22 protein-coding genes and 1 riboswitch are annotated in these 23,424 nt (G+C 50.1%); of the genes, 19 read left to right on the top strand and 3 right to left on the bottom strand.

Annotation, left to right across the window (positions count from 1 at the left end; genetic code table 11):
• The first annotated feature begins 3 nt into the window (after positions 1–3).
• From PV433_RS25065 to PV433_RS24980, 18 genes are all read left to right on the top strand, one after another.
• Positions 4–483 (top strand): Na+/H+ antiporter subunit E, encoded by a 480-nt coding sequence (locus PV433_RS25065; protein WP_332074746.1) that lies wholly within the window; start codon positions 4–6, stop codon positions 481–483.
• Positions 480–773, top strand: a complete 294-nt coding sequence (locus PV433_RS25060) for a Na(+)/H(+) antiporter subunit F1 (protein WP_332074745.1) — start codon at positions 480–482, stop codon at positions 771–773. Before PV433_RS25065 ends, PV433_RS25060 begins: the two co-directional genes overlap by 4 nt.
• The gene (mnhG, locus tag PV433_RS25055) at positions 757–1,116 is read left to right on the top strand and encodes a monovalent cation/H(+) antiporter subunit G (protein WP_332074791.1); all 360 of its coding nucleotides are present in this window, start codon (positions 757–759) and stop codon (positions 1,114–1,116) included. Before PV433_RS25060 ends, mnhG begins: the two co-directional genes overlap by 17 nt.
• A 103-nt stretch (positions 1,117–1,219) precedes the next feature.
• Positions 1,220–2,755, top strand: a complete 1,536-nt coding sequence (locus PV433_RS25050) for a glycine betaine uptake BCCT transporter (RefSeq protein WP_332074744.1) — start codon at positions 1,220–1,222, stop codon at positions 2,753–2,755.
• Positions 2,756–2,978: 223 nt separating this feature from the next.
• Positions 2,979–4,562: a tetratricopeptide repeat protein gene (locus PV433_RS25045; protein ID WP_332074743.1), complete on the top strand. Its 1,584-nt coding sequence runs from the start codon at positions 2,979–2,981 to the stop codon at positions 4,560–4,562.
• A 262-nt stretch (positions 4,563–4,824) separates the two neighbouring features.
• Positions 4,825–6,972, top strand: coding sequence for a sensor histidine kinase (locus tag PV433_RS25040; protein WP_332074742.1), 2,148 nt, complete (start codon positions 4,825–4,827; stop codon positions 6,970–6,972).
• Between the two features lie 7 nt (positions 6,973–6,979).
• On the top strand, positions 6,980–7,708 hold the full coding sequence (locus tag PV433_RS25035; RefSeq protein ID WP_332074790.1) for a response regulator transcription factor: 729 nt from the start codon (positions 6,980–6,982) through the stop codon (positions 7,706–7,708).
• 470 nt (positions 7,709–8,178) lie between these two features.
• Positions 8,179–8,610 (top strand): hypothetical protein, encoded by a 432-nt coding sequence (locus PV433_RS25030; protein WP_332074741.1) that lies wholly within the window; start codon positions 8,179–8,181, stop codon positions 8,608–8,610.
• A gap of 14 nt (positions 8,611–8,624) precedes the next feature.
• Positions 8,625–9,236: a flagellar cap protein FliD N-terminal domain-containing protein gene (locus PV433_RS25025; protein ID WP_332074740.1), complete on the top strand. Its 612-nt coding sequence runs from the start codon at positions 8,625–8,627 to the stop codon at positions 9,234–9,236.
• Positions 9,237–9,274: 38 nt separating this feature from the next.
• On the top strand, positions 9,275–9,436 hold the full coding sequence (locus PV433_RS25020) for a hypothetical protein (RefSeq protein WP_332074739.1): 162 nt from the start codon (positions 9,275–9,277) through the stop codon (positions 9,434–9,436).
• A gap of 14 nt (positions 9,437–9,450) precedes the next feature.
• Positions 9,451–10,158: a response regulator transcription factor gene (locus PV433_RS25015; RefSeq protein ID WP_332074738.1), complete on the top strand. Its 708-nt coding sequence runs from the start codon at positions 9,451–9,453 to the stop codon at positions 10,156–10,158.
• Positions 10,159–10,983: 825 nt separating this feature from the next.
• Complete coding sequence (locus tag PV433_RS25010; protein ID WP_332074737.1) at positions 10,984–12,801, top strand: sensor histidine kinase; 1,818 nt, start codon at positions 10,984–10,986, stop codon at positions 12,799–12,801.
• The gene (locus tag PV433_RS25005; RefSeq protein ID WP_332074736.1) at positions 12,779–13,552 is read left to right on the top strand and encodes a response regulator transcription factor; all 774 of its coding nucleotides are present in this window, start codon (positions 12,779–12,781) and stop codon (positions 13,550–13,552) included. The genes PV433_RS25010 and PV433_RS25005 overlap by 23 nt, the downstream gene beginning before the upstream one ends.
• A gap of 245 nt (positions 13,553–13,797) precedes the next feature.
• Positions 13,798–14,721: an ABC transporter permease gene (locus PV433_RS25000; RefSeq protein WP_332074735.1), complete on the top strand. Its 924-nt coding sequence runs from the start codon at positions 13,798–13,800 to the stop codon at positions 14,719–14,721.
• 43 nt (positions 14,722–14,764) lie between these two features.
• Complete coding sequence (locus PV433_RS24995; RefSeq protein WP_332074734.1) at positions 14,765–15,643, top strand: carbohydrate ABC transporter permease; 879 nt, start codon at positions 14,765–14,767, stop codon at positions 15,641–15,643.
• Positions 15,644–15,722: 79 nt separating this feature from the next.
• Positions 15,723–17,372, top strand: a complete 1,650-nt coding sequence (locus tag PV433_RS24990; protein WP_332074733.1) for a hypothetical protein — start codon at positions 15,723–15,725, stop codon at positions 17,370–17,372.
• The gene (locus PV433_RS24985) at positions 17,373–18,257 is read left to right on the top strand and encodes a DUF6528 family protein (protein WP_332074732.1); all 885 of its coding nucleotides are present in this window, start codon (positions 17,373–17,375) and stop codon (positions 18,255–18,257) included. It abuts the gene before it with no gap.
• A gap of 41 nt (positions 18,258–18,298) precedes the next feature.
• Complete coding sequence (locus PV433_RS24980; protein WP_332074731.1) at positions 18,299–19,174, top strand: sugar phosphate isomerase/epimerase family protein; 876 nt, start codon at positions 18,299–18,301, stop codon at positions 19,172–19,174.
• Between the two features lie 134 nt (positions 19,175–19,308).
• On the opposite strand, the gene PV433_RS24975 is transcribed toward PV433_RS24980, so the two are convergent.
• The 3 genes from PV433_RS24975 to PV433_RS24965 all read right to left on the bottom strand — a co-directional run bounded on the left by PV433_RS24975 (position 19,309) and on the right by PV433_RS24965 (position 21,514).
• Entirely contained in the window at positions 19,309–19,884 is a 576-nt protein-coding gene (locus tag PV433_RS24975) for a DUF421 domain-containing protein (RefSeq protein ID WP_332074730.1), read from the bottom strand.
• Positions 19,885–20,051: 167 nt separating this feature from the next.
• A complete protein-coding gene (locus tag PV433_RS24970; RefSeq protein WP_332074789.1) occupies positions 20,052–20,726 on the bottom strand; it encodes a potassium transporter TrkG in 675 nt (224 codons plus the stop codon).
• A gap of 125 nt (positions 20,727–20,851) precedes the next feature.
• Entirely contained in the window at positions 20,852–21,514 is a 663-nt protein-coding gene (locus tag PV433_RS24965) for a potassium channel family protein (RefSeq protein WP_332074729.1), read from the bottom strand.
• A gap of 133 nt (positions 21,515–21,647) precedes the next feature.
• Positions 21,648–21,798, bottom strand: a riboswitch (cyclic di-AMP (ydaO/yuaA leader).
• 252 nt (positions 21,799–22,050) lie between these two features.
• Here PV433_RS24965 and PV433_RS24960 point away from each other — a divergent pair.
• A complete protein-coding gene (locus PV433_RS24960) occupies positions 22,051–23,406 on the top strand; it encodes a TrkH family potassium uptake protein (protein WP_332074728.1) in 1,356 nt (451 codons plus the stop codon).
• The last annotated feature ends 18 nt before the right edge of the window (positions 23,407–23,424 follow it).

The following is a 23,424-nucleotide window of genomic DNA, read 5'->3' as shown; positions in this document are numbered from 1 at the left end:
GAGATGGCCCTGCAGCTTTTATTAAACCTGATCATTGCCTTCGTCTGGATGTTCCTGTTTAACGACTGGTCGTTCCAGCGGCTCCTTGTCGGGTATCTGCTCGGTGTGCTGCTGATCGGTCTGCTCCACCGGTTTTGGCGGCACGAGTTTTATATGAAACGTCTGTGGGCGATCGTGAAGCTGCTGCTCCTATTTGTTAAAGAACTGCTGATATCGAGCTTTGCAGTTATGGTACAAATCGTCAAGCCCCGCCTTTCGATTCGTCCGGGCATCTTCGCCTTAAAGACGGAGCTGAAGTCGGATTGGGAGATTACGATTTTGTCCTGCCTGATTTGCCTGACTCCAGGCACTTTAACGCTCGATGTGTCGAAGGACGGACAAATTCTATATATTCACGCGATGGATATCGAGGACGCAGACGAGCTTTCCAAACAAATCAAAGAAACGTTTGAAAAAGCGATTTTGGAGGTGACTCGGCCTTGATGACCAGTCTGCTGCTATTGTCGCTTGCACTGATGGCTCTTGCCGTCATCGGCTGTATTTATCGTCTTTTGAAGGGACCTTCCGTCCCCGACCGGATCGCTTCGCTGGATCTGATCGGCGTCCTGCTGCTGTCGATGATTGCGATCATAAGCATCCTGCTGAGAACGAGTGTTTATTTCGACATTATTTTGGTAATCGGCATTCTTACGTTTATTGGCACAGCGGCCTTTGCCCGTTACATGGAAAGGGGGGTTGTCCTTGAAAGCGGAGACGATGAGTCTACTCGGTGAAACATTGATCGGCATCCTCATACTGGCCGGCGCTTTGATCAGCGCATTAAGCGCCTTCGGCCTGATCCGGCTCCCGGACGTGTATTTGCGCTCGCATGCGGCTACCAAAAGCGCGACACTTGGAGTCTTGCTTATCCTGCTTGGCGTGTTTCTATACTTTGCCTTTTATTTGGACCATGTAAGCGCCAAGCTGCTGCTGGGCATTTTGTTCGTATTTGTTACCGCCCCTGTAGCGGGTCATCTGAACGGCAGAGCCGCTTACCGGACCGGCGTTCCCTTATGGAAAAAAAGCGTCCAGGATGACTGGGCGCAGCAAAGCCGGGAGCAAGAAAAGGGCGAGTAGCAAAATAACCGGAGGACAATGCAAGTCGGGCTGCATAACGGACAGGCGGCACGCACATAATGAAGACCTGCGGGTATAACTCCCAGAGAATGGAGGGACACGTGTGGTCTTCGTTGCAACAATCGTCGTCATCGTATTGTTTGCCGTCTGGGGAACGGCTGCTCCGGAACAGTTGGCGGCATTCGCCAACCAGGCCTATCAGTTTTCGATTCAAAATTTCGGCTGGTTTTACTTGATGGCAACGTTATTTTTTCTTGTGTTTTCGCTATACCTAGCCTTCAGCAAATTCGGTAACATCCGACTTGGAGACGATGAACCGGAATATTCGCTGATCTCCTGGTTCGCGATGCTGTTCAGCGCCGGGATGGGAATCGGACTGATTTTCTGGGGAGTAGCCGAACCGCTGTCCCATTATTTGACTCCGCCCGAAGGGGTCGCAGGCCGTACAACGGAGGCGGCGCGGCTCGCGATGCGGTATTCGTTTTTTCATTGGGGACTGCATCCTTGGGCTGTATATACGGTTATCGCTTTGACGCTCGCTTATTTTCAGTTTCGTAAAGGATATAAAGGCCTGATCAGCTCGGCATTCGTTCCTTTGCTTGGAGAGAAGGCCGTCAAGGGAATCGCCGGGCAGGCGATCGATATGCTGGCCGTCATCGCAACCGTTTTCGGTGTCGCGACCTCACTAGGGCTTGGAGCCCTGCAAATCAACGGAGGCTTGAGGTTCCTGTTTGGAATCCCGAATACCGTCGCCGTCCAGATTTTAATTATAGCGGTCGTAACGGTTCTGTTCCTGGTATCGGCGACGACCGGCCTGGACCGGGGGATTAAGACGCTCAGCAACTCCAACCTGATCGTTGCGGTTGTCCTGATGCTTTTTGTATGGGTGACCGGTCCTTCTGCGTTTATCTTCGATACGTTAACTACGACGCTGGGCAGCTATTTGCAAAATGTGATCAATATGAGTCTCAGGCTGACCCCATTCTCCAAAGGTACCTGGGTCGGAGAATGGACGCTGTTTTATTGGGCCTGGTGGATTGCCTGGGCTCCTTTCGTAGGCAGTTTTATCGCTCGCGTATCAAAAGGCAGGACGATTAAAGAGTTTATACTCGGCGTGCTGCTGGTACCGAGCGCCTTCGGTTTTATCTGGTTTTCCGTGTTCGGAGGCACGGGCTTGCATCTGGAGCTGTTTGACAGGCTGGAGTTGGCCGATTCCGTCAAGCAGGATATGACGACGGCGCTATTTGTAGCACTGAAGCAGCTGCCGCTCGGTACGGTGATTGTCTCGATTGCGACGCTGCTCATTATTACGTTTTTTATCACTTCTGCCGATTCGGCGACCTTTGTTCTCGGCATGTTTACCTCGAAAGGGAATCTGAACCCGGGAACCGGCATCAAAATCACATGGGGCGTGCTGCAATCGTCCATCGCCGTTGTGTTGCTTCTAAGCGGGGGACTCAGCGGTCTGCAAACGGCTTCGATCGCGGCGGCACTGCCTTTTGCGGCTATTTTGCTCGGCATGTGCGTTTCGCTGCTGAAATCGCTGCGGGAAGAGGATAAAATACGACGGGCTGAGGAAAAACGGCTCAGACGCCGGTTGAAACGGCTTCTGGAGAAGGATGAGCCGGTGCCCGAATAATCCGTTTCATGCGCACGTCATGCTAGAGATAGGTGGGAATGACCACAAAACGATAGACGTATTTACAACCGACCACGGCCACTTTTTCGGCCTGGGCTGCAGTATAAGGGACTCTTGTGGTACGATTCAAGAGACATTACTTTGGTGGCTGCCGGATGTTGTAGTAACATCCTTTGTGATAAAAGACTGTCGCAAATGATGACAGAAAGCAGGTTTATTACGAATGGGAGAGAATGGACAACAAAGATTTCGCTTCAGCGAATCACCCCTCTGGGATTTACAGCGCAATTATTTTGAAGAACAAGGACTAAACGCTTGGAGTAATGACCAGGTTCCGCAATATATAACAAGCAATCCCATGATTGCTACAGCATACGCAGAAATGATATTCGGATTTCTTCAAGACCAGTCGGATAGGGGAGAAAATTCTGATCCCGTTATCATCCTAGAACTGGGTGCGGGAGCTGGCCGTCTTGCATTTCATGTATTACATGAACTATGTAAACTGAGAGATTACGCGGGTATTGTACTGCCTCCTTTTCGTTATGTTATGACCGATCTGGCTTTAAAAAATGTTAAGGTTTGGGGAAATCACCCTGCAATGCAATCTTTCATTCGAGAGGGACTGCTGGATTTCGCAGTATTTGATGCCGTGCACGACACGGAGTTAAATTTGGTCGTTTCTCAAGCAAGCATCCGGCCGGGTGATCTGAAGCAGCCGCTGCTGATTGTGGCAAATTATTTTTTTGACAGTATTCCGCAAGAGTTGATCTATGTGGATGATGGTAAAATATTTGAATGTGATGTTTTAGTCGAGCTTCCAAACAATTCCAATCAACTAAAACTGTCAGAAGTATTGGAAAAAATGACATTGAAATATGAACGTCGCAGAGCGATTGAATATGAAAAAGAAAATTACCAATATCACAATGTGATCAAGCTTTATAGGCAAGAGCTTGAGGATTCGTATATCCTGTTTCCAATGACAGGATTGACATGCTTGGAGCGGCTGAATCAGCTGTCTCAGGCAGGCTTCCTGCTGATCACAGCGGATAAAGGCGACCACCAACTGGAGAACTGGAAATTTGCGGAGCCCCCCCAGTTCATTCATCATGGTAGTTTCTCATTAACGGTAAACTATCATGCGATTCAGTATGTGTATGAGCAAAAAGGCGCAAAGTCACTCTTCACCATGCAGCATTATAAGAATTTAAATGTCGGATGTATACTTATGATGGAATCGCCAATGAGTTACGCCAACACTAGATTGGCTTACCGGCGATTTATCGAACGTTTTGGGCCGGATGAATTTTTTAGTATGAAGGAATGGGTAGATCGGCGGCTCGACACAATGGGACTACAGCAAATTCTGGCTTTTTGGCGTTTGGGCGGATATGATGCGGAGTTTTTCAACCAGAGCGCAAAACACATTTCGGTCTTGCTACCAGAGATGAATGATGAAGAAAGGCTGGATATCCAAAAAGGCATACACATCATGTGGGCTTCGTACTATGCGATGAAGCAGCGCTATGATTTAGCTATGGACGCTGGGCTACTTCTGTTCGAGATGGACATGTATGAAGATGCAAAGATGTTCTTGGAAACATCTTTATCTTTACGTAATGATGAAGAAGAGTCGGTCCCGACTATTTTCTATTGTCTAGCTATATGCAGCTACGAACTTGGGTTGGCTGAAGAGACTACGAAGTTCTTGCGAAAGGCACTGGTACTGGAGCCTGAACATGTAGAGGCTCTAGCTCTGTTAAATGCCTTAAATGAATCTGCTGAAAAAAGAGATTTCCATTGAAAAAGTGTCTAAAGTACATTAACTAGGAAAAGTCCTTGATTTTCAAGGATTTTATTTTTTATGTGATCGAACATCATCAGCATCCCTATCATCCTATCATTAGGAATTGAATTATGTGTTCTTAGCGTTCAAAAGGATCTCATCGTGATGTATGTGTTCAACGACTCGTAGATAATTGTAGGGCACATTTTCCTTTAATGATGATATGATTTAGATAATTAACTTACTTATTGCGCTCTTGTAGATTGGGGTTGGGTTTCTAATGAGGGGTATTCTCCGATTCGGTTCTCGTACGATCTTGCTTCATATAGCTGCTGCCGTTGTTCTTGGTTTGGTTGCAAGCTATGCCGTCATCTCTGTACCGGATTCCCCTAAGTTCCAAAGTGAAGAAGGCATTCTGGATGTAACGCAAGTGCATGTCAGTGAGAATCCGCTAAAGATAAAAGGGGAGTGGGCGTTCTACTGGCAAGAACTGCTGTCGCCTGAGGACATACAGAATCGCTTAGCAAGGGACGGAAATCATGACCGCTGGATCAGCATCCCGGGTTCTTGGCTAGGCTATCGGCTAGATGGTCAGCAGCTGAACGGTACAGGCTTTGCAACCTTTCGGGTGGTTATCGAGCTTAGCGAGCAGGATCGAAATGAGCGGCTTGCTCTGCGGCTGCCTACCATCTTTCATGCGTATAAATTATGGGTTAATGGTGAACTTCTGGCGGAAGTTGGTGCGGTTGGTCAGGACAAGAGCAGCGTGACGCCGCAACTGTCAACGAAGCTGGTGTTCTTTCAGCCCGAGAATGACAGAGTGGAGCTGGTTATGCAAGTAGCCAACTTCCATCATAAGCGAGGCGGCATCACCAAGTATATCGAGCTGGGCGGCAGTGATGTGTTAACGGTCCGGACAAATCTGAGAATCGCCGCTGAAATGTTCATCACCGCAAGCCTGCTGGTGATTGGCGTGTATCACCTGCTGTTGTTCGTCCTGCGACGCAAAGACAGGGCTCCATTGTATTTTGGTCTGTTCACTATGTTGCTTGGTACCCGATCCTTGCTGGTCGGCGAGCTGTTGCTCACACAATGGTGGCCGACGTTTCCGTGGGAATTGCAGTTCAAGATTGAGTACCTGATTCTATGCAGCTGTGGATACATCATCACGATGTACTCGGAATGTATCTTTCCAAATTATGTGTCGCGATGGTTTCGTCTTGGCACCCGGATCGCAACCGGCGCACTCTGTCTAGTAGTTGCGGTGGCTCCTGCGCTTATATATACCCATTTATTACCGATAATCGGTGTGGTCGTTGTTCTCCATATGATGTATCTGATGGTTGGGCTGGTCCAAGCGGCTGTGCGGCGTATGGAGGGAGCGCTGATCTTCCTGCTGGTGTCGGTAGTAGCTTTAGTGACGGTCATCAACGATTTTTTATATTACAACGAATGGTCACGAATCGGAAATACATCTCCGCTTGGTCTGCTGGTGTTTACGATTGCGCAGATGATTCTGCTTTCTTCAAGATTTACGAGAGCGGCATCGAACGAAGAGAGGATATCACGTGAGCTGCAGGATGCTAACAACAAGCTGACCGAAATGAATATGAATTTGGAACGGACCGTGCAGGAACGCACACAGGCCTTATCCGCAGCTCATGATGATCTCCGCACTTCGTATGACCGGTTGCTTCACTCCGAGCATGGGAGAAAAAAGCTTCTTGCCTATATTACGCATGATCTGCGTACGCCGCTGACTAGCATGCTTGGTTATGTAGAAGCTGTGCAGGACAGGGTTAAGCCGGAACGTAATGAACAGTACCTGAAGTATATCCGGGATAATACGATAAGGATTAACCGAATGATCGAGGAGTTGTCCTTCTTGTCGCATTTGGAGACGGGACAAGTCTCGTACCGAATGGAGCCGGTTCATGTGGTTCACTTCTTGCGTGGTTTTTTTGAACAATATGAGCTGGTTGTGCGTGACGCAGGGCTCAATTTCATGCTGGATATCGGAGATGGGGAAGATCAACGATCGAACTTGCCTGTTGTCGAGATGGATGCGCAAAGATTTGAGCAGGCGTTGTTTAATCTAGTGTCGAACGCGATGAAGTTCACCTCTAATGGCGGGGTTGTGTGTGTTGGGCTAGCTGTGGACGAGGTGAATGATACCCGCTATGCGATCATTAGCGTACAAGATTCTGGCACGGGTATTCCTCCAGATCAGCTCGAGCAAATCTTCAATCGCAATTACAGGTATGATCGGCCGGGCGCGGAGAAGGGCGTAGAGGGCAGCGGGCTCGGGCTGGCGATTTGCAGGGAAATCGTACAAGCCCATGGCGGGTCGGTTCGAGCGGAGAGCGACGGGAAGACAGGGTCGATCTTTTATGTATCGCTTCCTTGTATTGTAGAAGAAGGAAGGTGACGGTGTGATGGACACGCACAAAATCATGATCGTCGATGATGATCTTCATATATGCGAGATTGTTCAGGCGTATTGCGAGCGGGAGGGTTTCATATCCTCCTACAGTCATAGCGGGACAGAGGCCATGAAGCTGCTAGAGTCTTTCGAGCCGGATTTGATTGTGCTGGATATCATGCTTGCTAATGAAAACGGTATTGATTGGTGCATGAACGCACGTACCTACACGAATGCGCCGATCGTGTTTCTAAGCAGCCGTGAGGAAGACGAGGTGAAAATCAGCGCATTATCCTATGGCGGCGACGATTATGTGACCAAGCCGTTCAGTCCGGGAGTCCTCATGGCCAAGATCAAGGCTCATCTTCGCAGAGTGTCGACGGGCAGGAGGGAGCAACTGCTGGAGTTACCGGGTTTGACGCTGGATTTCTACGCACAGTCCGTCAACATGGGTAGTGAACCCATCTTTTTATCGAAAAAAGAGTTCAGTCTACTGTCCTATATGGCACAAAACGTGAATCGTGTCGTTAGTAGCGATGCGTTGTTTCAGCTCATCTGGGGAACGGAGAGTCTGGAGGATACGAGAACGGTCGCCGTACACATCAGTAATTTGCGCAAAAAAATCGAGGCTGACCCTGCCCATCCTGAGAGGATTGTTACGATTCGAGGGGCCGGCTATATGCTGGTTGCCAAAACTGCGTTGAAGCTAACACGCGAACAACAAAATTGCAAGCTGAACTGATGGATCGGGGTCGGTCAAGATCCAGAAGAGATGCTTGATCAAACTAATCGGGAAATCACAAGCTAAAATAATCCCGCTTGAAAAGACTAGCCTCAAGCGGGATTTGATCCCCCCAAGAGATATGAGCACACCGGACGATCCGAGGGCGATTATGGGGTATTGGATCGTTTCAGCCTTTTGGGAGACGGCACATCATTTGACGAGGATGGAAAAGCGCAGACTTGTGTTGAGGAATTCATTACATTAGGTATCGATTGCAACGCTAGCGGAAAGAACAAAAAATGTGTCAGTGCGAACTTAAAGATTTCTTTATATTTCATATATAGAGCAATCTACTATGATAAATTAGAAGTAATATTTTGGGTTTTTGACGAAGAACAGCTAGCTGTCGTGGGACTGGTATATACAACCAAATGCTTGGACCAAGGCATCGTTGCATGTGACGACATTTGTAATTAGGGGGGAATGGCGTGAATGTAAAATCCATGCAGCCGGTCAGTGATGATTTCAAAGCGATGCAGCAGTGCAAGGACGCACGCGCGACGAAGGATCAGTCGCGTTTGGCGTCTACTCGAAATATACTCATGCTGGGCAAGAAGCTACGCACCGACGAAATGGACTACTTGCAGCGACATGATCCCCATCTACATGATCAAGCAATAAGCCTCTCGATGGAACGCCAAGCGTATGAGGATGCATTGCAGCATAGCCGTAACAAAGCGGATGCGAACTATTACAACACTTTCAAGCTGATGCAGATTGCCGGACAACTGAAGCATGGTGGTTCCGAGGAGCTGCTGATGCGCGCGAACGCGATTCAGGAAGCCCATCGTGAGTTCGTGCGATCGAGCAAGTATGCCTCACTGAGGTCAGAAGGATACGCACCCCGTAAATTACGATGATGAAACCATAGGATATGCAAGCATCGGCGCAAAAATTAATGCAGAAGGATCATTCATCTTTCCAAGCAAGGACGGCGGAATCATCGGAGAGCAAAAAGGTTACTGCAACTGCATCGGCCGGAGCTGCGAGCAAAACTTATGAAGTTAAAGTGAATGCGATCGCGACTTCTCAAACGAACAGTGGAACATTTTTGTCTAAAGTAGACACGTCCGTTGTAAGCAAAGGTATCAATCAGTTCAACATTACGATAGGCGGCAAGACTACGAAGGTATCGGCTGTTATCTCCGATAACGATACGAACGCTCAAGCGTTGACCAAGCTAAAAGATGCGGTCCATGCTGCGAAGACGGGCGTAACCGCCGGTATTGAAACGGATGATAAAACAGGCAATAAGAAGCTTGAGTTAAGCAGCGACAAGACAGGAGCGGATCAGGCTTTCGAGGTTGAAGATATTACCGGCAACGCGATGTCGGCAACCGGCGTTAAGAATGTAACCCAACTAGCATCCAATGCGTCCTACAGCGTGAACGGCGGCGCAACTCAAACTTCGCAGGCGAACACGATAGATAAAGGCAATAGACAACAATTTAAAGATAAAGGATATAATAGTTCAAAACCCGCTTGAGTAGATAAAAATCTATTCAGGCGGGTTTGTCCATGTAGTTGGTAGTGAAACCGACTCAGGCGGTAGCTGTGCAGGGCAGCGGGCTCGGGCTGGCGATTTGCAGGGAAATCGTACAAGCCCCATGGCGGGACGGTTCGAGCGGAGAGCGACGGCAAGACGGGGTCGATATTTTATGTATCGCTTCCTTATATTACAAATAAAGGGAGGTGACGGTGTGGTAGACGCGCACAAAATCATGATCGTCGATGATGACCCCCATATATGCGAGATTGTTCAGGCGTATTGCGAGCGGGAGGGTTTCATATCCTCCTACAGTCATAGCGGGACAGAGGCCATGAAGCTGCTTGAGTCTTTCGAGCCGGATTTGATTGTACTGGATATCATGCTGGCTAATGAAAACGGCATTGATTGGTGCATGAACGCACGTACCTACACGAATGCGCCGATCGTGTTTCTAAGCAGCCGTGAGGAAGACGAGGTGAAAATCAGCGCATTATCCTATGGCGGCGACGATTATGTGACCAAGCCGTTCAGTCCGGGAGTCCTCATGGCCAAGATCAAGGCTCATCTTCGCAGAGTGTCGACGGGCAGGAGGGAACAACTGCTGGAGTTACCGGGTTTGACGCTGGATTTCTACGCACAGTCCGTCAACATGGGTAGTGAACCCATCTTTTTATCGAAAAAAGAGTTCAGTCTGCTGTCCTATATGGCACAAAACGTGAATCGTGTCGTTAGTAGCGATGCGTTGTTTCAGCTCATCTGGGGAACGGAGAGTCTGGAGGATACGAGAACGGTCGCCGTACACATCAGTAATTTGCGTAAAAAAATCGAGGCTGACCCTGCCAATCCTGAGAGAGTCATTACGATTCGGGGAACCGGATATATGTTGGTCGCCAGAAGTGCATTGCAAGCGCGAACATAACGTGCCACCCTGATTAAAGAATTCATGAAAAAATAGCGGCGTAGAGATTACCTCGCCTACACCGCTATTTTCTAGTATTTTGAATATCTTGTTTTAGTAGACATAGGCGTTCCAAAAGGATTGTTCTTGGCCTATGTCGTTATGCTAGTGACCTCTGTAGAGCTTGAAACTATTCATCACCAAGGCCAGCCTGGGAAACCTCCGCCGCCAGATTCTGCACCAAGAATAATTTTATAGATTACGCTGTGCGCAGGCATTGCAGTTGAGCCTCCGTAACTTAATTCCGGACCTCCATTATCGCTTCCCAACCGATAACCTCATAGCCTTCATAGTTATTTAACATAGGATGGGTAAATTGGGCCTCATATCGGTAGATCTCTTCTGATAGGACTTAACCTCTTCCGTCAAGGTACCACCGTTCAGATCAAAGGTTGCCTTGTACAAACGCTCGTAATAGAGATTCCGGCTGATTCTCCCCCCAACTTTGATATCCAAATTCAGAAGAGAATCGTTCGCAACAGTCCATTAAAACGACTTGCCGCGTTCCGTGTCGTCGACGTGGATTTCAAAGTGAACAACTTTTCCCATAGCATCCTCCTTAATATTGGACGTCTCTATAGCTTTCTCCAGGATGATCATTCCTGACATTTCCCAACCGATTGCAACAATTTCGCTGCCGTTTGCAACAGCTCTCTTTACATAATATTAATTGGTCAAAATAACACTTCGCCCTTTACAATGACTACAACCGCCGTGGACGACTGACGCTTCCTGTCCGATCAACGAGAATGACTGACTTACCCAAAAGGGAGGAGCGTGCCGGCTTTGCTGCGCAACTATTCGATCCGGCTACAGCTGCTGTTCATCGGGATCATCATCCTGCTACTGCTGATAGGAACAGTTCTGTGGAGCTATTACCGGATATTGGATATCACGTACGAACGCAACAGCGAATATACAACCGAGCTTATATCGACGATTAAGCAAAATATTGCCCAGACAGTCGACTCGGTCAATCGGATCATGCCCAACATTACGTACAATGAGACGATTCAGCAATATTTGATGGCAGATAACCGGCTGAAGCAGTTCGAGCTTCATGGCCAAATCGAGCCGCTTCTCGTCAATCTGCAGGCGATGAAGCAAGGGATCGTCGGAATTGTACTGCTGTCGACGGCCGGCGGGGGCTTTTATAACTGTGTCAATTGCGAAAACTATATCCCTTTCAGCGATATTCCGGAGCGCGCAGGGTCTCACTTTACAGGCGTATACCGATATCCGTTCACCAATCCGATGAGAAGCGTCGTCTACATCGGAGCTCCCGTCTACGATAAGAGAAATCTCGTACCGGCCGGCACCCGGATCGGATATGCGGTTATCGTGCTGGATGCGGGGGCCATCGCTCCGCAGATGGGCACGATGTCGGATCGGATCGCGGGAAGCTTCTACGTACTGGATCGTCATAACGTCGTGATGGGTGCCGCCGACGCTGCACATATCGGGTTGCCGATCGCGCAGGTGAATGCGCCCCTCGCTTTGCGAATCTCCCCGGCCCAGGCGGATCCCGTCGAATACCGGCATAACGGAGACAAATATGTCGTGCATACGGAATATATCGGCGATATCGGCGGAATGGCCGTTAGCGTAATTCCGGTGAAGGAGCTGTTTCGCGGGCTGGAGGAGGTGCAACTGCTGCTGATCGGCATATTTGGCGTGCTAAGTGTAATCATGTATTTGTTTTATATCGCCATCAGCCGCAATATTTTACTTCCGCTCCGCTCCTTCATGACTTTTATCTACGGTTTGCGCGCCAAAGGGCTGGATAATCCGAACCGGAGAGTCGCGTTGAAAGGGTATGCGGAGATTAGTGTCATGGCCAAACAATTTAATTCGCTGCTCGATGAAATCGACGATTTGTCAGGAAGGCTGATTGCTTCGAAGACGCATATTTTTGAGCTTCAGTTGCTGCGAAAGCAAGCCGAGCTGCAGTTTTTGAAGAGCCAGATCAACCCTCACTTTTTGTATAACACGCTGGAAACGATCAAAGGCATTGCTTATGTGAAGGGCGTTCCTGAAATTCGCGAGATGACCGATTCGCTCGCCTGCATGTTCCGTTACAGCATTAAGGGGCAAGAGACCGTGATGCTGAAAGAGGAGTTGGAGATCGTTGAGGCGTACATCCGCATTCAACAAATCCGATTCTCGGACCGGTTTGACGTCCGGTTTGAAATCGGTGAAGAATGCCTGAGCCGCAAAGTAATGAAAATGATGCTGCAGCCGCTCGTCGAAAATGCAGTGTTTCACGGAATCGAACCTTCCCTGCACCGATGCAAATTAACAGTCGGCTGCATGATCGGTGCCGATAATGTCATGCGGCTATGGATTGAGGATGACGGCGTGGGGATGAATGGGGAAACGCTGGAGCGGATCCGCGGCAGTTTGGCCGGGAAGCCGCCTTTGCACGATACCGAACATCCCGGTTCCAGGCATATTGGTCTCATGAACGTGAATAACCGGATCAAATTCGCCTGCGGAGGCGAATATGGCATAACCGCTATCGAGAGCGCCCCGAATAGCGGTACGCGGGTGTTTCTAACGCTTCCGGGAGGAGGTTTGGCACATGTACCGGGTCATACTGGCTGATGACGAGAAGTGGATTGCGGAAAGCTTGATTGGATCCGTCGACTGGAAGGAGCAAGGGTTTGAGATAGTCGCCATTGCTTCGAACGGCGCGGAGGCGATGCGCCTGATCGGAGAGATGAAGCCGGACGTCGCTTTTCTCGACATTCGAATGCCCGGCATGACCGGTCTGGAAGTCGTCCGGATGCTGCGTGATACCGGGTCCGAGGTCGAATGTGTCATGGCGAGCGGCTATGCGGAGTTCGAATACGCCCAGCAGGCACTGCGGTACGGCGCTGCGGGATATTGCCTGAAGCCGTTTCAAGCGGAGGAGATCGCCGGAATATTGAGTGAAGTGAAGGTGCGCATCGAGAAGGGGAAACAGCTCCGGAGCCATCTTCAGGAGCAGGAGCGGCCGGAGGAAGCCGCACTGGACCTGGATCTGGCGGAAGTGCGCGGGGAGGAAACCTTCCCCAGAATCGTCCAATATGTGAAGGAGCATTTTCGCGAGCCGATCTCGCTTCCGGATATAGCCGGTCGGTTTTATATGCACCCGAACTACGTAAGCCAGCTGTTCAAGAAGGAGATGAACATGTCGTTCACCAAATTCCTTGCCGATATCCGGATGGAATATGCCGGTGAACTGCTTCGGACTACCTCGCTTTCTGTCGGGGATATTGCCGAGTTGTCCGGCTACAACGACTATTTTTATTTCGCCCGTTTCTTCAAAAAACATACGGGAGTAACGCCCACCGAATACCGGAACCGGTTCTAAGGGGCATGCTCGCCGTATGCCGTATGTCCGGACTGCCGGCTGCGGCCCCCGTCTGTTCCGCCGGAACCTGATCGCAGGGTTTCGGCGGTTTTTCACTTGTGTCAAAAGCCGATCGGCTGCAACATCTTCAATATCTTCGAAATGTCCATAGAGCATCTAATAATCGTTCATACGGCTCAAGATGTACGGCGCTTATACTGGATTGGTAGAGGAATCAAGCACTGTGCTATGGGGGGAGAGTTCGGTTGAACAGGCATAATGGCGTATGGAAACGGGTAGTGGAACACAAATATTTATATGTACTGGTCAGTCCGCTGCTTGTGTTTTATGTGCTTTTCGAATACATGCCGCTTTACGGTCTGATGCTTGCATTTAAGGAATTTAACTTTGCCAAGGGCATCTGGGGAAGCGAATGGGTCGGTCTGGCCAACTTCCGGGAAATATTCCGGCTGGACGATTTCTGGACCGCCTTCCGCAATACGATTATCATTGCTGCGGGCAGGTTGCTGATCGAGTTTCCAGTCCCGATCGTCGTTGCGCTGCTGCTGAACGAGGTGCGCCGGGCGGGGCTGAAAAAATTTTATCAGGTCGTATATACGTTCCCGCATTTTTTGTCCTGGGTCATCGTCAGCGGCATTCTGGTCAATTTTCTCGGATCGTTCGGCGTGTTGAACCAACTGCTGGAACTGTTCGGATTGGAGAAGACGAATTTGCTCGTTCAGCCGGATACGTTCCGGGGTTTATTGTACGGAAGCAGTTTGTGGAAAGACATGGGCTGGGGAACGATTATTTACTTGGCGGCGATCGCCGGCATCAATCCGACCTTGTACGAAGCGGCAAGCATCGACGGAGCCGGGCGGTGGCAGCAGATGCTGCACATTACGTGGCCTTCGCTGCGCAGCACGGTCGTGATCCTGTTCATTCTGCAGATCGGCAATACGATGAGCTCGGGCGGCGGCGGATTCGATCAAATCTTCAACTTGTACAATCCGGCCGTCTATGAGAAAGCGGACATTCTGGACACCTACGTATACAGGCGGACATTCTCCATCGGCGAGAGCTATGGCACGTCCACCGCAGTCGGACTGTTCAAGTCGGTCATTAATTTCGTCCTGCTGATCGCGGCGAACCGGATGGCCAAGCGGATGGGCCAAGAAGGTTTATACTAAAGCGAAATGCCAATCAAAAGTACGGGAGAGGGAGGGGGATCAAATGCGACAACGCCAACGCAGCTGGGCCGATTATGCCGTCAACGGCCTGCTTATGATGCTCGCTCTTTTGACGGTGCTGCCGTTTTATAACGTATTCATCACCTCATTCGCCGATCCGGCCGAGGTTGCCAAGCAGCAGTTTTACCTGATCCCGACCAGCTTCACGCTGGATTCATACAAGACGCTGCTGGACGGAAGTTATGTCGGGAGGGCGTTAGCCAATTCGCTGATTGTCACTTTGGCGGGGACTTTCGTCAATATGCTGGTTACGACTTGCGGCGCTTATGCGCTCTCGAAGAAAGGTATGCCGGGCCGCACCGCTATGATGGCGGGTATCGTGTTCACCATGTTGTTCAGCGGCGGGCTGATCCCTTACTACTTGACGATTAAAAATTTGCATCTGATCAACAACTACGGCGCGATGATTTTTCCCGTCGCCGTGAGCACCTTTTTTTTGATCGTGATGATCAACCAGTTCCGCTCCATACCGCCGAGCCTCGAGGAGTCGGCCAAAATGGACGGCGCCAACGACATCTACATCCTGTTTCGCATCGTCATTCCGATCACCAAGCCGATGATGGCCGCCATCACGTTGTTTTATGCGGTTGCGCGCTGGAACGAATGGTACAACGCCATGCTGTTCATGACGGATACGAAAAAACATCCGATGCAGCTGTTTCTGCGCAATATGCTTGCGGATGTAACGAGAATGGCCCGGGACGACATGGGGGCGACGATGATGTCGCAGATGACGCAGACGTATCCGGACGGCCTGAAGATGGCCAGCGTCATCGTTACGATGGTACCGATCATGCTTGTCTATCCATTTTTGCAAAAGTACTTTTCGGCAGGCGTTACATTGGGCGCCGTGAAGGAGTAACCGGCCGGTTTTAAAACCAGCAGATACGTTCTGCGGTTTTGAACATATATATAGCTGATCATAAAGGGAGGAACCATCCATGATGAAACTCAAACGTATCGGCACGGCAACCGTAACCGCCGTCGCAGCTCTCGCTGTTGTCGCAGGTTGCGGAACCGCTCAGCAGGAAGTAAAGCCGGAACCATCCGCACAGGCCGGTCAAACCGGACAAGCCGGAGCTGCCGGGAGCAACAGTAAAAAGCTGGACATATCTGTATCGTACTTCAATATCGGTCAAGCCTTTACGAACCGCGATGCGGACCAATACTTGAAATTCATGGAAGACAAGTTTAACGTCCGCTTCGTCGACAAAGTGATCAGCTATTCCGACTACAAGGAAAAATACCAGCTGTGGAGCGCCTCGAGCGAGCTGCCGGATGTATTCAGCCACGATATTATTAATTCGGAAACGTATTTCTCCTGGATCAAACAAGGCATTATACGTCCGCTTCCCGACAACCTGAGCAAATATCCGAACGTGCAAAAAGTGTTGAGCCTCCCGGATACGAAGTCGCTCAAGGTAGACGGCAAAACGTATATGATCCCGCGCCAAACGTATCGCGACAGCGATTCCTGGGCGATGGAGAAATCGCTGATCGTCCGCAAAGACTGGATGGACAAGCTGAAAATCAAGGACCCGGCTACCTACGAGGAATATTTGAGCATGCTGAAGGCGTTCGCCAAAAACGATCCGGACGGCAACGGCAAAAACGATACGGTTGGCGTTACGTTCCGCTCGTCGTCTATGATGTCGGCGCTCGCAGCAGGTTCATTCCCGAACATCCTGAACGGCTCCTGGGTGAAAGAGAACGGTCAATATATCCCGTATTACGCTTCCGACAAAATGAAGGAGCCGGTGAAGCAGCTGCGGCAAATGTTCGAGGAAGGAGCGATTGATCCGGACTTCGCGATTATGAAAACGAACGACGGCATCGAGAAATTCGGCCAGGGCAAAGTAGGCGCGATTTCCATGCAGGCGACACCGAACGGGCTCGGCAAGCTGGATGCCGCATGGAAAAAATATAATAAGGATGTGGCCTTCGAGGACATCGTCAAAGTCATACCCGTTACTTGGGCGGCTGCAGATGGCAACCAATACCGGTATACGGCCGTCACGTTCTGGTCGGAAAGCTACTTCAGCTCCAAGGTCGACGACGAGAAGATGGACCGGATCTTGCAAATATACGATTATTTGCTGTCAGACCCGTTCCGGATCGATAAGCAGTACGGAATCGAAGGGAAAGATTACAAAAAAGAAGGCGACAAGTTCGTCATTACCCGCGAGAAGGACGAGAAGGGGCAGTACAAATCGATCGGCGCCTTGTACCCGTCGTTCAACTTGTTCGGCGGTCTGGCGGCATGGGGCCAGGAGCTGGAATACGTCGAGAACGAGGTGAACAACATTCAATATGGCGTGAAGCTGTCCAAGCTGTCGAGGGAGATGCTCAAGCACCGGATCGAGACGTTTAAGCCGGTTCCGACCAACTTTGCTGTCGAGCAGTTGTATACGCCGGCGAAGTCGAAGCTGAGCGCCATTAATCCTTCGGAAGATTTGACCCGTGTTATGCTTGGCAAGGAAGATCCTCTCGCGATGTGGGAAGCGATCGTAAAAGGTTACGAAAATAAAGGATTATCACAGGCGATCAAAGAAGTAAATGAAGAAGTTCGAAAACAGGGGCTGGATCAATAAATGGACAACCTTGGGAATCTAGTGGCGGGGACCGATCAAGCGTCCCGCCGAATCCTACTGCTTGATCCGGAGGCGGACGACTGGAGCTCAGATGAGGCGGTGCGCTGGAGCTGGGCGGCGTGTACGGCAAACGGCTTCGACGGCCTCGAAGCTTACTGGGGAGTCCCGACGGATGTCAAAGTGCGTAATAACCCCAGGCTGGGGGAGCAGGCCATGATCGTTACTGACTCGCTCGGGCTGGCTGCGATGCTCCCCTTTCCCGCAGGGGACCGCAAGCTGTGGGGCTGCCATGTCGGAGGCAATCCGCATTCGGCCGAGCTGCTGCCGAACGGCAATGTGGCGGTGGCGGCCAGCACAGGCGGCTGGGTCCGGATCTATGCGTCGTCGCAAGGCCCGTCCTGTGCCGACTATGCGGAGTATGCGTTTGCAGGCGCACACGGCGTTCACTGGGACCCCGGATTTCAACTGCTTTGGGTGCTCGGAGACGACGAGCTCGTCGGCCTTCGGGTCGAAGGCACCGATGCCAAGCCGGAAGTCCGGCCGGTTTGCCGGACCTTGCTGCCGAGCCGCTTCGGACACGATCTTCAGCCGGTGTACGGCGACCGCGATCGGCTGTGGGTCAGTACAGGGACGCAAGTGTACCAATACGTCAAGTCCGCGGACCGTTTCGATTCCGATTACCCGGGCAGGGAGCGGATCAGCCGGGAAGACGTCAAGAGCATAGGCAACCTGGCTTCAGGCCAGACGGTCTCGACCGTCCCGAAGCCGGGAGGGACGTACGAATGGACGACGGACACGGCGGAATTTCATTGTCCCGACCGGGTGAAAATCCGCAGCGGAGCCGGCTTCTATAAGATGCGTGTACTGAATTCGGAATACGAGTAAGAGCAGCAAGTAAACCGTGCCGGGGAAGGATGAGAGTGGTTATGGGGACGATGGAGGAGCGAAGGTCCGGAGCAGCGGTGGTTCATCCGGCGGACTGGCTGATTGGGGCGTCCATCTCATTGAACGACTGGGATATGGGCCGCGTCGATGTGGCTGATATAGTGCAAGCAGGAATCCGCTGCATCGAGCTTGCATGGCGAAACGATACGTTCGATATGTTCGATCCGGTGCAGGAAGCAAAATGTACCCGCTGGATCGGGGAGGCGATAGAGCACGGCATCGCCATAAGATCGCTCCATCTGCCCTACGGCCCGCTGTTCGATGTGTCCGCGACGGGAGACGGCGAGAGTGAGGCAGCCGTGTTGCGTCATGTACGGCTCATGCGGCTCGCCCGGCAATGGGAGATCGGCATCGTGATCTTGCATCCCAGCTACGAACCTATCCGGGATGAAGAGCGCGCGGCCCGGATGGCCGCTTGCAAGGCTGCGCTGGCGCCGCTTGCCGCCGAGGCGGAACGGCTCGGCGTGCGGATCGCCGTCGAAAACTTGCCGCGCACGTGCCTCGGCCGCGACAGCAGCGAGATGAGCGAGCTGGCGGCGGCCGATCCGCGGCTGCTTGTCTGCTGCGATGTAAACCATATGCTGCTCGAGTCTCAGGAGACGTTTATCCGAAGGCTGGGCGTTCGAATCGGCGCCGTGCACATGTCGGATTACGATGGTGTGGACGAGCGTCACTGGATGCCGGGCCGCGGGGTCATCCGTTGGAACGAAGTGCTCCGCTCTTTGGCGAAGCACGGTTACCCCGGCCCGTTTCTATTCGAGGTTCGCCAGCCGGTCCCGACAGAGCTGGCGGCCTGTTGGCAGGAGCTGCTGGCGGATTACCAGAAAGAGAGCGTGTCCGAGCGAGCGCCCGGATGATCGGCCGATCTGAGGTGTTTTGCAATTTAACGAATCTAGGCGCAGCTTGTAACAAGCTGCGCCTTCTGCATGTCTCGGGCAAAGCAAGGCAAATATGGATACAAGTCGACTCCAATGCGACTGACTTGAAGTACTTACTGCAATTTGGGGTCGATTGGGGCCGCATGGTGGTTTGTTTTTGTTTCCTGAAATAAGTTACTCTGTTCCATTGTTATTCCTGATTTTAAATGAAGAAGTCGCTCCAATTCTCCAATCGTTACAGGCTTGGCATGCCGCATTAACTCGTAACCTACTTGACCGTTGGGTTCCAGAGTAGCAAATTTGACATCGCTTAAATTAGAAATTCCATTTTGCCGGAGCCGCATTTCTAACTGATCCACTGTGATTCGAAGGGAGCGTAAATGTTTAGAAATGATTTGTCCATTTTCGATGATGATTTTAGAACGACCGCTTATGAGATTCTCCAACCAATCAAATTTCAGTTGCAAATATTCAATGATCAGCAAAGAGACAATAAAGATCGCAGCGGAGCCAATTGCTTTCCATAGCTCATGGTTGGCAATCGGTTGAACAATGGTCGTACCGATTGAGATCATGATTACAGTTGTAGCGACGCTCATCTGAGAAATTGATTTTCTCCCCGCAATACGAAGAAGCAGCATTCCGGCAATGACCAACAAGGCTGATTTCCAAATCCAAGCCATATCCATTGTGTAACCTCCCCATCCAGAATATCCAGAATTAGGGTAAGTACTTTTGCCTAGATTTATTCATCCTAATGATTCATTGGCGGTTGGTGGCAGCAACGCTGGGACTACTCCTTATATTGGGGCGAATATAAAAAGGAGCGGAAACCCGCCCCGTTCTTGTTTATTGTTTAGCCTATCAGAATATGATCCTCGGGGTAGCCAATTTTGGATGAACGCTTTTTTTGAGCTAGGGCAAAGGCCAGTGTGAGGGGGCCAAGTCGTCCGGCATACATGGTAATGGTCACGATGATTTTACCAATCGGAGACAAATCGCTCGTCAGACCCATGGATAATCCGGTTGTACTAAAGGCCGAAGTGGCCTCGAAGAGTACCTCCAGAAAGTGCTCCTCCAGCATGCCTTCCGAGACCGTCAGCAGAAGGGAGACCAAAAGCACAACGGCAAGGGAACTGACTACAACAGCCAATGCGCGCATGACCGTCTCGCCTGCGATTTTGCGCTCGAAGGCGTGAATTTGCCCGCCGCCGCGGAACGTATTAATGGTTGCCAGTACAAGAACAAACACCGTATTAATTTTAATGCCCCCGCCGGTTCCGCCTGAAGCGGCTCCAATGAACATTAATATGATGATCAGGAATTGTGATGAGGCCAGCATGCTTCCGATGTCAATGGTATTAAAACCGGAGCTTCTGGGCGTAGCCCCTTGGAACAAGGAGGCCCATACCCGCTCCCCAGCAGACAAGGAACCGAAGGTTGCGGGGTTCCAGCTTTCCAGCAAATAAATCAAGCAGAAACCTGCGGCAAACAAAATGCCGGAACCGAGCAAGACAACTTTGGCATGCAGCGATAACCTGCGCCATGAATGTTTGCGGAAAACATAATATGAGTTGGGGAGGGCTCGTTCGCGTCTTTAGCCGGTTAACAATAGAGACAAGGATAGCAAATAGGGAACGGCTATGAATACGTTTTTCATTTCTGTTCATAGTCGTCTTCCAGATCTCGAATATCTGAATTGCTTCCGATTATTACCAGAATATCCCCTGTATTCACTTCATCTTCCGCCTTCGGAGAAATATTGATATGAACCCCCTTCTTGATCGCCATAATCGTACACCCGTACTTGGCCCGAATATTTAATTGTTGTAGAGATTTGCCGTTCATCGCAGGTGGGGCCTTCAGTTCAACCAAATTGTGGTCGGGAGACAACTCGATGTAGTCAATCAGATTATCAGAGCTTAGCTGCTTTCCAAGACGAGCAGCCATGTCTCGTTCCGGATACACAATATGATCTGCGCCTATTTTAGATAGGACCTGGCCATGCATTTCATTTTTGGCTTTGGTTGTTATTTGGGGTATATTCAATTCTTTAAGCAATAAGGTTGTTAAAATGCTCGCTTGCAAATCATCGCCAATAGCCACGATGGCATGAGTAAAGTTCCGCGCTCCAAGCTCTTTCAGCACCCCTTCATCTGTACAATCGGCTTGAACGGCATGGGTTGCTATGCCGGCTATGTCCTGAACAAGTTGCTCATCTTTATCAACGGCGAGCACTTCGTGACCATTTTGAATCAAAGTACGCACCAGGCTCGACCCAAATCGGCCCAAGCCAATCACAATAAACTGTTTTTTCATGTCCTGCACATCCTTCTAAAGAAATTGATCCGTATGACGGTTTTTCTGGGAAAGAACAAAAAAAAGCTTGGAGCAGAGAAATTCTGCTGCCAAGCTTCGGAATGTGAGGGCAGGACAAACCAAAGACGCATTCATGTTCTCTCTCATGACGCCTACGAGGTTAGCTGTCGGATTCGGGTCTGAGAGTCCCCGTTCTTTCTGCAAATGAAAGAATTTACCCCTGAAGCGAAAAACGCTTCGTTGGTTCCCCCGCTCCTTCATTAAGGATTAAGCGATGAATATGAAGTTGTTGTACCCTATCATAAAGCAGTTCATTTCGAAAGTAAACAGGTGACCCGGATCATCCATTATCGATTGCCCGCATAGAGTTATAATTCCGCGCCGTCCCTCCTTGTTTGAGCTATGGGGATAAAAATGCTTCGGATGCGAGGCGGCTTTAGGGTTGAATGCAACGGTACTTTCAGGTAATAATACGAAGATAAAGCTTAACCGGTTTCAGTTTATTTGAGCAGAGCTTGGGAAAGGGGATGATGGTTATGGCTGTACATCCATTCAGATCCACAGCACTTATTCATTTCACGTCATCACGAGTCATTCTCTTAAGTTTTGCCATTCCGATCTTGTTGGGGGCGATTTTGCTAGCTTTGCCCGTCTCTTCTGCATCCGGCAGCAGTATCAGTTGGTTGGACGCGCTTTTTACTTCGACGTCAGCCGTATGCGTTACAGGATTAGTTGTTGTAGATACAGGGACAGCCTACTCTTTGTTTGGGCAAATTGTTATTATGTGTCTGATTCAGATCGGCGGACTCGGATTTATGACATACAGCGTGCTGGTAGCGGTCGTCTTGGGCAAAAAAATAAGTTTGAAGGACCGGCTGCTTATTCAGCAATCGACGAATGCGCTGTCTACACAGGGAGTCGTAAAGCTGACGATTGGTATTTTTGCGGCAGCTCTTGTTATTGAAGCGTTCGGTGCCATTATTTTAACGATTCGCTGGATGGGCGATATGGACTTTATAACCGCGCTTTATTACGGTATCTTTCACTCCGTTTCATCTTTCAATAATGCGGGATTTGGCTTGTGGTCAGATAGTTTGAGCCGATATGTAGGAGATCCGCTGATTAATATCGTAATTCCGCTGTTATTCATCATGGGCGGTCTGGGGTTTACCGTCATCCTTGATCTTTGGAAAAATCGGAGCTGGCGCAAATTATCTCTTCACTCCAAAATCGTGTTATCCACTTCTGCGATTTTATGTGCGGGAGGCTTTCTTGTAATCACAACTATTGAATCATTTAATCCCGACACGTTCGGTGCATTGACAGGATCTGAAAAAATGTGGGCAGGATTTTTTCAGGGGGTAGTGACGAGAACGGCAGGATTTAACACCATCGATATCGCATCGATGATGACGGCTTCTCAATTTTTTATGATTTTCCTGATGTTCATTGGGGCTTCTTCCGGATCAACCGGGGGAGGGATCAAGACAACTACCTTTGTCGTTCTGCTGCTCACGTTAATCAGCATTGTGACAGGGAAGCGGGATGTTCAAATCATGCATCGAAGAATTCCGCAATCGATTATTATGCGTGCCTTAGCTGTCATGGTGATATCAGTTGGCGTAGTCATCGCGGCCACCTTTTTGCTTACGTTAACCGAACATAGCCTGCAGAAGGATTTTATGGAAGTTCTGTTTGAAGTCACATCGGCCTTCGGCACAGTGGGCTTATCCATGGGATTGACACCGGAGCTTTCCGCGCTCGGCAAGCTGATCATCATCCTGACCATGTTTATCGGCAGGCTCGGGCCATTGACGCTGGCATTTGCTTTGTCGCAAAAGCAAAGTCGGGAGAAATTCCGTTATCTTGAGGAGAAGGTGCTTATTGGCTAGAGAGATCCCCTTTTCGGG

It is taken from the genome of Paenibacillus sp. GYB004, from assembly GCF_036577605.1.
Lineage (GTDB): Bacteria > Bacillota > Bacilli > Paenibacillales > NBRC-103111 > Paenibacillus_AB > Paenibacillus_AB oceani.
This window is presented reverse-complemented; position numbering and strand designations above follow the sequence as displayed.

What these genes read in the sequence shown, in the direction of transcription:
- PV433_RS25065 (WP_332074746.1), top strand. Translation starts at nt 4, where the DNA reads ATGGCCCTGCAGCTTTTATTAAACCTGATCATTGCCTTCGTCTGGATG.
- mnhG (WP_332074791.1), top strand. Translation starts at nt 757, where the DNA reads ATGAGTCTACTCGGTGAAACATTGATCGGCATCCTCATACTGGCCGGC.
- PV433_RS25045 (WP_332074743.1), top strand. Translation starts at nt 2,979, where the DNA reads ATGGGAGAGAATGGACAACAAAGATTTCGCTTCAGCGAATCACCCCTC.
- PV433_RS25040 (WP_332074742.1), top strand. Translation starts at nt 4,825, where the DNA reads ATGAGGGGTATTCTCCGATTCGGTTCTCGTACGATCTTGCTTCATATA.
- PV433_RS25035 (WP_332074790.1), top strand. Translation starts at nt 6,980, where the DNA reads ATGGACACGCACAAAATCATGATCGTCGATGATGATCTTCATATATGC.
- PV433_RS25025 (WP_332074740.1), top strand. Translation starts at nt 8,625, where the DNA reads ATGCAAGCATCGGCGCAAAAATTAATGCAGAAGGATCATTCATCTTTC.
- PV433_RS25005 (WP_332074736.1), top strand. Translation starts at nt 12,779, where the DNA reads ATGTACCGGGTCATACTGGCTGATGACGAGAAGTGGATTGCGGAAAGC.
- PV433_RS24995 (WP_332074734.1), top strand. Translation starts at nt 14,765, where the DNA reads ATGCGACAACGCCAACGCAGCTGGGCCGATTATGCCGTCAACGGCCTG.
- PV433_RS24990 (WP_332074733.1), top strand. Translation starts at nt 15,723, where the DNA reads ATGATGAAACTCAAACGTATCGGCACGGCAACCGTAACCGCCGTCGCA.
- PV433_RS24985 (WP_332074732.1), top strand. Translation starts at nt 17,373, where the DNA reads ATGGACAACCTTGGGAATCTAGTGGCGGGGACCGATCAAGCGTCCCGC.
- PV433_RS24980 (WP_332074731.1), top strand. Translation starts at nt 18,299, where the DNA reads ATGGGGACGATGGAGGAGCGAAGGTCCGGAGCAGCGGTGGTTCATCCG.
- PV433_RS24975 (WP_332074730.1), bottom strand. Translation starts at nt 19,884, where the DNA reads ATGGATATGGCTTGGATTTGGAAATCAGCCTTGTTGGTCATTGCCGGA.
- PV433_RS24965 (WP_332074729.1), bottom strand. Translation starts at nt 21,514, where the DNA reads ATGAAAAAACAGTTTATTGTGATTGGCTTGGGCCGATTTGGGTCGAGC.
- PV433_RS24960 (WP_332074728.1), top strand. Translation starts at nt 22,051, where the DNA reads ATGGCTGTACATCCATTCAGATCCACAGCACTTATTCATTTCACGTCA.